The sequence below is a fragment of the Calditerricola yamamurae genome (assembly GCF_054654135.1).
Genome location: NZ_BAAIFH010000006.1, coordinates 83,454 through 95,998, shown reverse-complemented (window position 1 = coordinate 95,998; position 12,545 = coordinate 83,454). Strand labels below are relative to the sequence as shown.

The 12,545-nt window shown below is 65.5% G+C and carries 13 protein-coding genes; 2 read left to right on the top strand and 11 right to left on the bottom strand.

Translation table 11 applies throughout. The annotated features are described in order from the left end of the window. Window positions 1–95 precede the first annotated feature (95 nt). Window positions 96–1,115 (bottom strand): LacI family DNA-binding transcriptional regulator, encoded by a 1,020-nt coding sequence (locus ACYQ0Z_RS06780; RefSeq protein ID WP_459865797.1) that lies wholly within the window; start codon window positions 1,113–1,115, stop codon window positions 96–98. 94 nt (window positions 1,116–1,209) lie between these two features. Next, the gene (locus tag ACYQ0Z_RS06775; protein WP_459865795.1) at window positions 1,210–2,127 is read right to left on the bottom strand and encodes an EamA family transporter; all 918 of its coding nucleotides are present in this window, start codon (window positions 2,125–2,127) and stop codon (window positions 1,210–1,212) included. A 159-nt stretch (window positions 2,128–2,286) separates the two neighbouring features. Between ACYQ0Z_RS06775 and yfkAB the strand changes: the two genes are divergently transcribed. Further along, the gene (gene yfkAB / locus ACYQ0Z_RS06770) at window positions 2,287–3,423 is read left to right on the top strand and encodes a radical SAM/CxCxxxxC motif protein YfkAB (RefSeq protein WP_459865793.1); all 1,137 of its coding nucleotides are present in this window, start codon (window positions 2,287–2,289) and stop codon (window positions 3,421–3,423) included. A gap of 94 nt (window positions 3,424–3,517) precedes the next feature. On the opposite strand, the gene ACYQ0Z_RS06765 is transcribed toward yfkAB, so the two are convergent. The 6 genes from ACYQ0Z_RS06765 to ACYQ0Z_RS06740 all read right to left on the bottom strand — a co-directional run bounded on the left by ACYQ0Z_RS06765 (window position 3,518) and on the right by ACYQ0Z_RS06740 (window position 8,692). Further along, entirely contained in the window at window positions 3,518–3,724 is a 207-nt protein-coding gene (locus ACYQ0Z_RS06765) for a hypothetical protein (protein ID WP_459865791.1), read from the bottom strand. 163 nt (window positions 3,725–3,887) lie between these two features. Continuing rightward, a complete protein-coding gene (locus ACYQ0Z_RS06760; RefSeq protein WP_459865789.1) occupies window positions 3,888–4,682 on the bottom strand; it encodes a carbon-nitrogen family hydrolase in 795 nt (264 codons plus the stop codon). Window positions 4,683–4,734: 52 nt separating this feature from the next. Beyond that, window positions 4,735–5,292, bottom strand: coding sequence for a hypothetical protein (locus tag ACYQ0Z_RS06755; RefSeq protein ID WP_459865787.1), 558 nt, complete (start codon window positions 5,290–5,292; stop codon window positions 4,735–4,737). A gap of 13 nt (window positions 5,293–5,305) precedes the next feature. Then, complete coding sequence (locus ACYQ0Z_RS06750; protein ID WP_459865785.1) at window positions 5,306–5,845, bottom strand: gamma carbonic anhydrase; 540 nt, start codon at window positions 5,843–5,845, stop codon at window positions 5,306–5,308. A gap of 19 nt (window positions 5,846–5,864) precedes the next feature. Further along, window positions 5,865–7,310 carry a S41 family peptidase gene (locus tag ACYQ0Z_RS06745; protein WP_459865783.1) on the bottom strand — a complete coding sequence of 482 codons (1,446 nt, stop codon included), beginning with the start codon at window positions 7,308–7,310 and terminating at the stop codon, window positions 5,865–5,867. A 173-nt stretch (window positions 7,311–7,483) separates the two neighbouring features. Beyond that, window positions 7,484–8,692, bottom strand: coding sequence for a rhomboid family intramembrane serine protease (locus ACYQ0Z_RS06740; RefSeq protein ID WP_459865781.1), 1,209 nt, complete (start codon window positions 8,690–8,692; stop codon window positions 7,484–7,486). Window positions 8,693–8,896: 204 nt separating this feature from the next. Between ACYQ0Z_RS06740 and ACYQ0Z_RS06735 the strand changes: the two genes are divergently transcribed. Continuing rightward, the gene (locus ACYQ0Z_RS06735; protein WP_459865779.1) at window positions 8,897–9,178 is read left to right on the top strand and encodes a late competence development ComFB family protein; all 282 of its coding nucleotides are present in this window, start codon (window positions 8,897–8,899) and stop codon (window positions 9,176–9,178) included. A gap of 22 nt (window positions 9,179–9,200) precedes the next feature. On the opposite strand, the gene ACYQ0Z_RS06730 is transcribed toward ACYQ0Z_RS06735, so the two are convergent. Genes ACYQ0Z_RS06730 through cobD form a run of 3 tightly spaced genes read right to left on the bottom strand, consistent with a single transcriptional unit; the run spans window position 9,201 to window position 12,479 of the window. Then, window positions 9,201–10,757: a cobyric acid synthase gene (locus ACYQ0Z_RS06730; RefSeq protein WP_459865777.1), complete on the bottom strand. Its 1,557-nt coding sequence runs from the start codon at window positions 10,755–10,757 to the stop codon at window positions 9,201–9,203. Continuing rightward, window positions 10,663–11,367 carry a histidine phosphatase family protein gene (locus tag ACYQ0Z_RS06725; RefSeq protein WP_459865775.1) on the bottom strand — a complete coding sequence of 235 codons (705 nt, stop codon included), beginning with the start codon at window positions 11,365–11,367 and terminating at the stop codon, window positions 10,663–10,665. Before ACYQ0Z_RS06725 ends, ACYQ0Z_RS06730 begins: the two co-directional genes overlap by 95 nt. Beyond that, window positions 11,349–12,479, bottom strand: coding sequence for a threonine-phosphate decarboxylase CobD (gene cobD / locus ACYQ0Z_RS06720; RefSeq protein WP_459865773.1), 1,131 nt, complete (start codon window positions 12,477–12,479; stop codon window positions 11,349–11,351). Before cobD ends, ACYQ0Z_RS06725 begins: the two co-directional genes overlap by 19 nt. Between the last annotated feature and the right edge of the window lie 66 nt (window positions 12,480–12,545).

Genomic DNA, 12,545 nt, shown 5'->3' with positions numbered 1-12,545 from the left:
GGCATCGGATTTGCCGATCCAAAACGTTTTGGATAGCACGGTTTGAAAAGCGCCGGCACACGCCGGCCGCGAGGAACGATGGGATTCGCACGGGGTTACGCGTGCCGACGCGGCGGGGCCACGCTGTCACGCTGCACCAGTTCCACGTCGATAACCACGCGGTGCGACGAGGCCACACCTTCCAGCATGTCGATGAGCAAATGGGCCGCCGCCTCCCCCATCTCATAGGTGTGTTGGCGGATGGTGGTGAGCGCCGGCGTGGTGTACGACGCCAGGACAATGTCGTCAAAGCCCACAACCGACAGGTCGTCGGGAACGCGAAGTCCCGCGTCGCGCGCCGCCCGCATCGCCCCGATGGCCATGCGGTCGCTGGCACAGAAAACGGCCGTAACGGCGGGATCGTGTGCGAGAAGCGCGGCAACCGCCTCATACGCCTGTTCCTCGGTGAAGGCGCCGTCCAGCACACGCTCCTCCGGGAGGGCGAGTCCCAGGTCGCGGCAGGCCTCACGCACCCCCTGCAGGCGGTAGTGGCTGACCGCCGCCTGGTCATGGCCATTGACGAAGGCGATCTCGCGGTGCCCCATGTCGGCCAGGTGGGTGATGGCGAGGCGCGCACCCTTCGCGTTGGCCGACGTGACATAGCCCACGCGCTCACCCTCCACTTCCACATCAACAAACACGCACGGGATCTCCGCCTCCATCATCTCCTGCAGGTAGGGGTCATCAAGGCGCAGGCCCATGACAATCACCCCGTCGACCTGCCGTTCCTGGCACAGGGCGCGGTATGACTTGACCCGCTGCTTTGCCGGATTGGTATGAAACAGGATCAGCTCGTATCCGCGTTCGCCCGCGGCGTCGTTCATCCCGCACAGCAGATCGAGCACAAAGCTGTCGGTGCTGCGGCGTCGCAAGTCCGAAAGCAGGAGCCCAATCGTCTGCGTCTTCTTGGTGACCAGGCTACGCGCCACAACATTGGGCCGGTACCCCAGTTCCGCCGCGATTTTTTGAATCTTCTTCCGCGTCTTCGGACTTACGTCGGGGTAGCCGTTCAACGCGCGGGAAACCGTGGTGATCGACACGCCGGCGAGCCGCGCAATGTCTTTGATTGTCACCATGACCCTCGTCTCCAAAACGTTTTGGATACGCTACACTTCTGATTTTATCGGCGGAGTGCGTCCGTGTACAACGGTTTTTCCTGTTCCCGTCTTACTACCGGTTGCGCCCCGGCGCCGGGAAGGGGCGCCGTGCACGAAGCCAGCGGGGCGGTTTCAGCTCGGCCACACCGATGCCGACTAGGATCAACGCGACACCCATCCACTGCCAAAGGGAAACCGCCTCACCGAGCACGAAGCGGGACATGAGCACCGCCGTGGGCAATTCGGCGGAACCCAAGATGGATGCCAGGCCGGGGCCGATGTGGGGGACGCCGTAGGTAAAAAAGAGCGTCGGCAGTACGGCGCCAAACAACGCTAAGAGGAAACCCCACAGGGCCAAGCTCCGAGTCAGGCTGCCATCCACCAAAAAGGTCGGCGGAAACACGAGGATGGTGGCCACGAAGGAACCGGTAATCATGATCGGGCTGCGCAGCCACGGCGACACCGTCGGGGCCACGCGTCCGCTCAGGTAGATGAACAAGGCGTACGACACGGCAGACAGCAAGCCGAGGACGAGGCCGGGAACCGGCAGCCGCTCCAGCTCGCCCTCGTAGAGGCCGCTGGCCAGCACCGTCCCCACCAGCAACACGGCCACGGACGCCCCCTTCATCAGGTGGGGAGCCTTGCGCGTGGTCAGGACCTCGAGCAATACGCCGATCCACGTGAACTGAAACAGCAGCACGATGGCAATGGATGCCGGAATATACCGGAGCGATGCGTAATAAAAAATTCCTGTCACCCCCACCAGCGAACCGGCGGCGGCGATTTTCGCCACCTCACGCCACGGCAGGCGGGGCCACCGGCGGCGATAGGGCCACGCCAAGACCCACAGCATCAACGCCCCGAACAGCATCTGGCTGCCGGTCACGTGTCCCGTATCGTAGCCGTCGGCATAGGCCAGTTTGACAAAGGTGGAAAGCACACCGTAGCTGCACGCCCCGAGCAAAACCAGCACGACCGATCGCACATGCATAACCGTCACTCCTACCTCGAACCGTCACGCAAAATTCAAACCCCTATCAGCCTACCAATCTTCCACGGGATTGTAAAGCGAACACCAAACGAGGTGTGCGACCGCGCTTCGCTTGCTATAATCGAGAAGGGCATTTCGGAAAAGACAGGAGGAACCAGCATGAACACGCAAGGTTTGCGTCCGCTGTCCCCGGACTATGATCCGTGGGATCCCTTTGACACACGGTTGTCGAAGGGCCAATACCAGTTGACCAGCATTGAGTTTACCGTAACAACGTTATGTAATCTTCGGTGTGAACACTGTGCCGTCGGCGATACCCTGACGACGCGCCAGGCACCGGCCCTGCCGCTCGACTTGCTCGTGCGCCGCCTGGAGGAAGTGCCCACACTGACCACGCTGTCCATCACGGGCGGGGAACCCCTGCTGCACCGCGCGAGTGTCGAGGAGTACGTCGTCCCCCTCTTACGTTACGCCCGCCGGCGCGGCTTGCGCACCCAGATCAACACCAATTTGACCCTGGATCCGGCCGTCTACGAACCCATTCTCCCCTACCTCGACGTGCTGCACATTTCCTTCAACTACACGTCGGCAGAGGATTTTCACGCCATCGCTTTCGACAAGGCCGAACATGCCGTCAATCCGGCACAGGGTAAGGCGCTTTACGAGCGTCTCGTCGCCAACATTCGCCATTTTGCCCAGCGCGGGGTCTTTGTCTCGGCGGAAACGATCCTCACGGAGCGCACCGCACACAAGATCGGCGCCATTCACCGTCTGATCGCCGAACTCGGTTGCCGGCGCCATGAGGTACATCCCCTCTATCCGGTCGACTTCGCGCGCACGATGCGCCCGCTCACCCTCGACGAGCTGCGCGCGGCCATCCACCGCCTCCTCAACGAGCGGGTGGAGACGGTGTGGATCCTTTTTGGCACCCTGCCTTTCTTCGCCTGCAGTGACAATCCGGACGACCTCGCCCTGATTCGCCGCCTCCACGCAACACCCAACGTCACCGTGCGCAACGATCCCGACGGCCGCAACCGCCTCAACGTCAACATCTTCACCGGCGACATCATCGTCACCGACTTCGGCGATGTTGGTCCCCTGGGCAACGTCCGGACCGACACCCTCGTCGACGCCTTTGCCCGCTGGCAGGAGCACCCGGCCAACCGGCGGTACCGCTGCTTCTGCCCCCAGTCGCGGTGCTGCGGCCCCAACCTCCTGGTGGCCCACACTTACTACCGCGACGTCGATTTCACCACACGGATCGGCGCGCCGCTAGCGAACGTGGCCCGTGTGTAAACCGACAACCAAAAAGCTCCCGGCTGAACCTGCTGGGAGCTTTCTGTCTCACGTCGGGCCCTCCTGCGTGTCCACGCGCCGCACCCGCCATGGCTTACCGGTCCCCCGGCGGTTCCTGATCCTTTTTACGCCGGTAGTGGCGAAGAAGGGCCCTGGCGCTGCGATCGGCCTGGTCCATCATGCGCACCATGCCCTCAAGCGCCTCAAACAAATGGCGCAGGTGGGAAAACCGGTCCGCCATCGACTGGTGTCGGCCGCTTCGACCAAAGGGCTTGGACGGTTCGTCATGGGGTTCCAGCACCCGCACCGCCTCCCTCGCTCAAGCCTCTCCTATCGTTACGGTATGTCGCGCTTGCGCGAAGGCGACGGGACAGCAGCCCAATTCCGCTGCATCTTATTGAAACGCCTGCTACCCGAGACCGCGCGGTTCCCGCGGCAGAACCGGCACGGCGCCCGTTCCGCGGCTACCGCGCGTAGAGATCAGGACGGCGATCAGCATAGATGGGGATCGTCTTCCGCACCTGGGCCACCCGGTCAAGGTGCACGTCGGCGACAAGGATCTCCTCCCGCTGCATTGCTTCGCAAACGATTTCCCCCCACGGGTCGACGACCATGGAATGGCCGCAGAAGGATGCACCCTTGGCCGTCCCCACGCGGTTGCACCCGACCACATACAGCTGGTTTTCAATGGCCCGCGCGATGAGGAGCTGGCGCCAGTGGTGCAGGCGCGGATGCGGCCACTGCGCGGGTACAAACAGCACCTGCGCGCCGGCAAGTGCAGCCGTTCGCACCCATTCGGGGAACCGCAGGTCGTAACAGATCACGGTCGCACACGGCACATCATCGATGCGGTAGACGGCGCACGAATCGCCGGCCTGAAAATAACGGTGTTCATCCATCAGGCGAAAGAGGTGCGCTTTGCGGTAAGCGGCGATCACCTCACCGCTTTTGGAAAAGACAAACGATGTGTTGTAGATCCCTTCGGACCGCTTTTCGGCGATGGAACCGGCCACGATGGCCACGCCGGCCTCGCGCGCGAGGGCCGACAACAGCGCCTGGGTCTCCTCTCCCTCCCAATCGGCGATCTGCTCCAGCCGGTCCAGATCGTACGCCGTATCCCACAGCTCCGGGAACACCACGACATCCGGGTCGTGCTGCAGGGCCCGTTCCATCCACCGGGCCACTTTGTCGCGGTTCGTCCGCGGCGCGCCGAAGGCAATGTCCATTTGCACGACGGCAATGCGAAGCTGCGCGTCCATCGGTTTTTCCCCCTCTGACGACCCACAAGGTTGCTCTCCTACTGGATTCGCGCTAACCGTTGGACAATCCTTCCACCGGTGCGCGGGTGGGCGTCCACGTCTCCCGCACCCATTGGCGAAACTGCGCGTAGCGCTCCCCGCCGAGCAGCTTGCGCACCAGTCGGTCCACATGGTTCAACACACGCTGCTCGTCGCCCTTCACCTGCGTGAGGACCTCCTGCACGGCCACGCTATCCGCCCCGAGCAACGCCGTGCGCTCCTTTTGGTAACGCTCCACCTTGGCCAGCGCTTCCTGTTCGTACCGGGCCACTTCCACGAGGCGGTCCCATTCCTCGGCCGTGAGGTTGAGCAACGCGGCCAGGGGCTTGGCCGAATTCCGAACCTCACCGGTATGGGTCAGCAGCAGGTGATGCAGCACCGGTTGCCGCAACCAGGGGTCGGAAGGGTCCGCCGCTTCGCTCACGTCGCCTGGCAAACCCGCCCCCGCTCCCGGCTGCGGACTGCCTCCCGGCTCCGGGACAAATCGCGGGAGAAGCAGGGCGAACAACGCGTAACCGCCGACGGCTGCGGCAATCAGGACGACGGCCGCCCGGACACTCCATCGGGTCATGGGCATCCCCCTTCTACCGTCCCTCGCCACGGGCGAGCAGCTGGCGTTCGGCCTCCCGGTACTCCCGCGCCTTCTCCCGATACGACTGGCGGATGCGGGCCAACTCCCGCAGATCGGCCTCGCCGATCGCGCGCAACACCCGCGCGGGGGAGCCGATCACCAGCGTGCGCGGGGGCACCTTCATGCCCGGCGGGACAAGACAGCCGGCTCCGACCATGGCCTCTTCTCCCACTTCCGCCCCGTCAAGGACGATCGCTCCCATGCCGATGAGCGCGCCTTTGCGGATCACGCAACTGTGCAGGATGGCATTGTGCCCGACGGTTACGTCGTCTTCCACGATGAGCGGTTTGCCGGGGCTCTGGTGCAGGGTGCAGTTGTCCTGGATGTTCACCCGGGCGCCGATGCGCGTGGGCGCGATGTCCCCGCGGATCACCGTGTTGTACCACACGCTGCTCTCTTCCCCAATCGTCACATCTCCTGTCACAACCACTCCGGCGGCCAAAAACGCGGTGGGGTGAATGACAGGCGTCTTCCCCCGGTACGGCAGGATCATCTCCACTCCCCCTCTTTCGTCATTTTCCCGCTGCGCGCAGCTCGAGGGTGCGGCCGTCGGCCTTCACCACCCTGAGCTCCGGAAACACGCGCGTAAAGGCGGCCACCTCCACGTACGCGGCACCACTTGCATTGCGCAGGCGCTTGTCGTCCGCCGGCAGAACCAGCCGTCGCTCCCCCTTGGCGAGGGTGACGGTTCGCCCTTTGGGATCCCACATGGCCTGTCCCCCGACCAGCTCCGCCAGCAGCGGCGCGCGCACGTACCAGCGATCTCCCTCCGCGAACGCGTCCTTGCCGGCAAAGATGGGGGCCTTGTTCACCGTCACACGGGTCGGCGTCACCTCCACGCGGATCTCGTTGGCCTCCACCTCACGCAGGGCGGCGACGACCGGGGCCAGGGCGCCGGCGGCCACCCGGTCAGGCTGAAGCCCCACCTGGTTGACCGGCCGCTTTTTCGGGGTCATGTATTCCTCGATGGTCACCTTGAGCACGCCCCCGCTTTTCAGCTCGACGGCGTTCTGCACACTGCCCTTGCCAAAGGTGCGCGTGCCGATCAGCTTGACATGCTGGGGAAGGTTGTCGCGAAGGGCCCCGGCCAACACCTCCGAGGCACTGGCGCTGCCCTGGTCGACGAGAACCATGACCGGAACGCCGATGGCGGTTCCGCCGCGCACCCATTCGGCCTTCTCCACGCCGTTGCGGTCCTTCGTATACATCAACACGCCTTCCGGGAAAAACTGCGCCGCAATCTGGCGCGCCGTCTCGAGAAGGCCGCCCCCGTTTCCGCGCAGGTCGAGAACGAGGGCGCGAATCCCCGGCGGCTGTTTCAACAGGCGCAAGGCGTTGGCAAACGCCTGCCCCGTCTGCGTGCCGAAGGTGGAGAGGCGGATGTACCCAATGCCCCCCTCCATCCGCGTAAATTCAACGTCCGGCAGGTGAATCCGCTTGCGGGTCAGGGTAACCGGGGCGAGCAATTTCCCTCCGCGCCGCACCGTGAGGGTGACCGCTGTGCCCTCCGGACCGCGAACGCGGGCGAGGAAATCCTCCAGCGAAAGAGTGGCCACCCCCTTTCCGTTGACGGCGACAATCTCGTCACCCGGTTCCAGCCCCCCGGCTGCCGCCGGCGATTGGGGCACCACCCGTTCGACAAACAGCCGCGTTCCCTCCTGCCGCACGGTGATGCCGATCCCGACAAACTCGTTTTCCACGGCCTGGCGGAATCGTTCCCACTCTTCCTCGGTAAAGTATTGCGTGTACGGGTCCTTCAGCACCGCCAACATGCCCCGAATGGCCGCATCCTCAAGGGTACTCACCGACGCGCCACTGACGTGGTGGCGCGAGAGGATGTCCAGAATTTCCTGAATGCGCGCCGCGGCATCGGCCACGCGGTCCGCCGCGTGGTACACCGGCATGGCGGCCAGCACCAGGAGGAGGGCCAGCACGCCCGCAACCCATCGCCGTTTCATTGCCTTCGCTCCTTTGCCGATCTCGCGTGTGCGTCGAGAACAAGAGACTCCTCATAGCCTGCCTCGGCAGCCCCGCCCCTATTCCGCGCTCCGCACCGGCACAGACCGGCCATCTCGTCTTGCTTTCAATTGTACGGAATCCGGTGACGGCTGAACAGCGTGGAAAACGGCCCTTACCAACCGCCAAGCCACAACGCGCCTGCCACCAGCAGACCCCACCCGACGGCGAACACCAGCCGTGCGGGACGCCGGATTTCCCCCGGCAGCCCCACCGCACCGGCCACCAATATTCCTCCAACGAGGCCGCCCAGGTGCCCGTAGTGGTCAACCGACGGCAAGACCATACCGAGGAGAAGGTTGAGAAACAAGTAGAACAGGACACCACGGCCGATGGTCCGCAAAAAGAGGCGCGGCCGGCGGGAACCAAAATAGAGCAGCGCGCCCATGAGGCCAAAAATGGCTCCCGACGCCCCGGCAGACAACGCTGGCGTAAACAGAAAGCTCGCCGCCGAGCCGGAGACGCCCGCCGCCGTGTACACGGTGAGGAACCGCCAGTGCCCAAAGATGCGCTCAACTACGCCACCGACGTACAGCAGCGCGACGGTGTTCACGAGCAAATGGACCGGACCCACGTGCAGGAACATTGCGGTGAGGAGGCGCCACCCTTCCCCTTGCAGGATGCGCCCGTTCTCCTTCGCCCCAAAGCGAATCAGCGTCTCCGCATCGGTACTGCTGCCGAACCATTCCATACACGCAAACAGGACGACATTCAGCACGACAAACAGGTACACAAAAAACGGACGTCCATAGCCAAACGCCTGGCGGATCTCCCGCTCGCGCTCGGTCTCGATGGTGCGGATGGCCTCCCGGTAGGCGTCGGGCGGCTGCGGGACCGAGCGAAACATCGCCGCACCCCCCTCGGGTGCGAGTCCCATCCGGCGCAGCACGTCGCGAGGGCCGATCCACGTCCCCCTGTTTCCGTCGGCAACGGCGCAGGCGATCTCGAGGTCCGGAACCGGCTCCTTGGCATTCTCCGTCTCCACCGCACGGGCGAGACACACATCGGCGCCATCGGGAGCGATGTACAACAGCAGCCCTTCGAGTCGCGAACGGCCCCACTCACGGCGCAATCGGTCGGCAACAAATCGAAACGCGTCCATGTCCTGTTCCGTGCGGCGCGCGTCATCCGGCGCAGCGGTGAGACGAATCACCTGCACGGCGCGGCCCCGTTCGCGGGCCAACAGGAGCACCGAACTCCCACCGGCATCCGCTTCGTCCAGACCGGTTCCGTCGTTGTGCGCGCTCACAAGCGTATACAGCTGTTCCTTCACCAGCGTGTACGCCAGCGCCCACAGATAACGCTCCGCCGTATTCCGCTCCAACGACCAAGCCCTCCGTTCCCAATCCTGTCCTTTCCATCATACCAAAGCACAGCGCGCGGCCACCAGAGGGAGACCGCGCCCCTGGTAGCCGCGCCCCGTTACCTCCCATGTTGATACCTGGAAACGTGGACCATTCGTTTGGTATTGTAAGTATTGGTACTGTATTATCAGAACCCTACAAATTTCCGCTCGGAGGGAAAAAGCGTGACGGTTGTCAACATGATGGAAACCCTTGCGAAGGAGCATCTGGACCGCCACTGGGATCACTTGGGCATGCCCTGTTCCTGCATCACGTGCCGCAACGACGTGCTCGCCCTTGTGCTCAACGCCCTGCCGCCGCGATACGTGTCCACCGAAAGAGGGCAGATGTTCGTCAAGGCGGCCCTGGACGAACAGTTTCGCGTCGACGTCCTGCAAGCGCTCTACCGTGCCGCCCGCGCGGTGGCCACCCGGCCGTCGCATCCGGTGGCAGGCCAAAACGGATAGGCGGCCGGCCGCCTCCGGAGGGCTACCGGGCCAGCCCCACGAGGCGCCTGATGCCCGTGAGATCGAGGTGTTCGGCCACGGCGTCCGCCAGGCGGTCAAAGGTTTCTTCCTTGCGGCGGAACATGGAAACGCCCGTTTCCACCGGCGGCAGACCCTTTTGGACGCGCAAGCCGTTGAGAAAGCGGCGGCGGAAGCGGTCGTTGTGGAACAGGTCGTGGACGTACGTTCCCCACACCCGACCGTCGGGGGACACGACCCCCAACAGCCCCGCCCCGTCGCCGGCCTCCGCCGCGTTGGCCGGACGCAGGAAGGTGTGGCAGGGACCCACGCGCCTGGTGACGCCCATGTGGAGCTCGTATCCGTCGACGCGCAGCCCGTCAAGCTCCTGCCAGCCCGGCAGCGGGAGGTGGACAACGGCAGCCGTGCGCACCGTCCGCATGTGCGGCGTGAGCTCCGTCTCCACGGGCAGCCACCCCAGGCCGGGCACCGTGCCCTGCACCGCCTCGACGCCGTGCGAATCGGCAATGCGCAGCCCGAGCATCTGGAAGCCCCCGCACAGGCCGAAAAGCGTTCCCGTGCCGCGGCCAAACCAGGCGCGGAGGGCCTCGGCCAAGCCGGTTTCGACAAGGTAGGCCAGGTCTTCGGCGGTGTTTTTCGACCCCGGCAGGACGACGAGATCGGGATCGCCCAGGGCCTCCGAACGGGTAACGTAGCGCACCCGGCAGTCAGGCTCCGCTTCCAGCGGGTCGACATCGGGGAAGTTGGCCATGCGCGGGTACACGAGCACGGCGATATCCAGGCGGTCGGAGCGCCCTGCCGTCGGCGGCGCGGCGCCGCGGACGCGCCGCTCCAGGGCGACGGAATCTTCCGCGTCGATGGCCAAATCGGGCAGGTAAGGCAACACGCCGAAGACCGGCTTGCCCGTCCGCGCCTCCAGCCAGCGCAGTCCCGGCTCGAGCAGGGTCCTGTCGCCGCGAAACTTGTTGATGACAAAGCCGGCGACGCGGCGCGCTTCTTCTGCGGTCAGGCAGGCCAGCGTGCCGACAAAGGCGGCAAACACCCCGCCGCGATCGATGTCCCCCACAAGCAGCACCGGCGCGTCGGCATGCTCGGCCACGCGCATGTTCACCAGGTCGCGGTCCTTCAGGTTGATCTCGGCCGGGCTGCCCGCACCCTCGATGATGACGAGGTCAAACGCCTCGCACAACCGACGGAGCGAAGCGGTAATCGCCGCCCAGGCCCGCTCGTGAAGTTCGGCCCGATAGGCCCGCGCCGAGAAATGGCCCAGCGGCCGACCGAGGAGCACCACTTGCGCCGTTTGCTCCCCTGTCGGCTTGAGCAGGATGGGATTCATCTCCACACGAGCCGGAATCCCCGCCGCCTCGGCCTGCACTCCCTGGATGCGGGCGATCTCCAGGCCGTCCTCGGTAACATAGGCGTTCAGGGCCATGTTCTGCGCCTTGAACGGGGCCACGCGAAGGCCTTCACGTGCAAACAGGCGGCACAAGGCCGTCACCAGTACGCTCTTCCCGACATCCGACGCCGTCCCTTGTACCATCAACGTCTTTGCCAGCGGCATGTTCACTTCCCTCCCGACTCTCTATCGACCACACCGTCCACGCGCCGGGCGCCACCCCGGCCGACCAAAAGGCCTCCCATGTCCCGGAGGCCCAGGGCTGCGCCCGCCCCCAGAAGGCACGCAGGGCGCGGATACACCCGCCGTGGGTGACCACCAGCACGGTCTGCCCGGCGTGGCGGTGCCAAACGTAGGCGAGAAAGAGCCCCAGGCGCGCCAGAAGGTCGGTCAGCCGCTCGCCACCTGGCGGGGCAACGGTAAGCGGATTAACGTACCACCTGCGCAAACGTGCCGGATCGTGTGCGGCCACCTCGGCATAGTTTTTCCCCTCCCACGTCCCGAAGGCCAGCTCACGCAGCGCCGCCGTCACCCGCAGCGGCGGTGCGTCTTTCCGCAGGGCCACCACCCGGCGCGCCGTCTCCGTCGCTCGCACAAGGTCGCTTGCATATACGGCGGCCACGGGCACCGCCGCCAGCGCGCGTCCCGCTTCGTCGGCCTGCCGGTACCCCCGCTCCGTGAGCGGAACGTCGAGGTGGCCGAGATAGCGTCCTTCCCCGTTGCCGACGGCTTCCCCATGGCGCAGGAGCACCAGCGTCACCGCGTGGCCACCCACGTCCGGATCGCCTCCACCAGCACGTCGTTCTCCGCCACTGTGCGCACGGCGACCCGTCCCCAGGCCGCCGACAACCCGCGAAAGGTGTGGCACGAGCGGATAAGGATGCCCTTCCGTCCGAGGGCCTCCTGCAGGTCCAAGACCGTCGCGCCGGGAAGGTCGAGGCGGAACAGCAGGTAGTTGGCCGCGCTCGGAAACACCGTCACCCCGCGCACGCACCCCAGGTCGGCGGCTAGCTTTGCCCGGGTCCGTGCCAGCCACCGGCGTGTTTCGGCGACAAAGGCCGTTTCGTCCATCAGCGCTTCGCCCACAGCCTGGGCAAGGCTGCCGACGCTCCACGGCACCTGCAGCGCTGCCATGCGGGCAATGAGCGGCCGCGGGCCGGCGGCAAACCCCAGGCGCAGTCCCGGAATCGCAAACATCTTGGTAAAGGAGCGCAACACGACGAGGGGCCGGCTGTCGGACACCTGGACGAGCACCGTTTGTTTCTCCGCGTCGGGCAGAAAGTCGAGGAAGGCCTCGTCCACCGCCGTCACCGTTCCGCGCCGCCAGAGCGCACCCAGCACGTCGCGCATCCAGCCGGGCGGGAAAAGGTGGCCCGTCGGGTTGTTCGGCTGGCCGAAAAAGACCAGGTCCGCCTCCCGGAAGGCGTCCACCACCGCGGCCGGATCGGGCACGAACCCGTCCTCGGAGCGGGCAACCAGGGCAATAACCGGGATGCTCCGCTTGCGAGCCGCTTCCTCGTATTCCCCGAACGACGGGGCAATGACACCCACCCGCCGGGGAGCCGTGGCAGCGACGACAAGATCAATGCCCTCGGCACCGCCGTTTGTCACCAGGAGGTGCTCCGCATCCAGCCCATACCGCCGGGCCAGGCGCGCGCGCAATCCGCGGCAGGCCGGATCGGGATAGCGCGCCACCCACCGCAGGGCGTCGGCGAGAACCGCCGTTACTGCGGGCGGCGGGCCGAGAGGATTGAGATTAGCAGAAAAGTCGAGCACCCGCTGGTCATCGCTCCATCCGAAGCGCTGCCGCGCCGTGACCCAATCCCCACCGTGCCCGTACCGCTCAAGGGCGTCCACGACGCCGCCGGTCGGAGCGACCGTAGCCATACCCTCCCGTTTCCCCTCTGCGCAAGCTGCTTTCCGCGCCATCGTTCCCCCCGCTTTCCGTCCTGT

Coding starts and splice junctions, on each gene's coding strand:
- ACYQ0Z_RS06780 (WP_459865797.1), bottom strand. CDS start 1,115: ATGGTGACAATCAAAGACATTGCGCGGCTCGCCGGCGTGTCGATCACC.
- ACYQ0Z_RS06775 (WP_459865795.1), bottom strand. CDS start 2,127: ATGCATGTGCGATCGGTCGTGCTGGTTTTGCTCGGGGCGTGCAGCTAC.
- yfkAB (WP_459865793.1), top strand. CDS start 2,287: ATGAACACGCAAGGTTTGCGTCCGCTGTCCCCGGACTATGATCCGTGG.
- ACYQ0Z_RS06760 (WP_459865789.1), bottom strand. CDS start 4,682: ATGGACGCGCAGCTTCGCATTGCCGTCGTGCAAATGGACATTGCCTTC.
- ACYQ0Z_RS06755 (WP_459865787.1), bottom strand. CDS start 5,292: ATGACCCGATGGAGTGTCCGGGCGGCCGTCGTCCTGATTGCCGCAGCC.
- ACYQ0Z_RS06750 (WP_459865785.1), bottom strand. CDS start 5,845: ATGATCCTGCCGTACCGGGGGAAGACGCCTGTCATTCACCCCACCGCG.
- ACYQ0Z_RS06745 (WP_459865783.1), bottom strand. CDS start 7,310: ATGAAACGGCGATGGGTTGCGGGCGTGCTGGCCCTCCTCCTGGTGCTG.
- ACYQ0Z_RS06730 (WP_459865777.1), bottom strand. CDS start 10,757: ATGCCGCTGGCAAAGACGTTGATGGTACAAGGGACGGCGTCGGATGTC.
- cobD (WP_459865773.1), bottom strand. CDS start 12,479: ATGGCTACGGTCGCTCCGACCGGCGGCGTCGTGGACGCCCTTGAGCGG.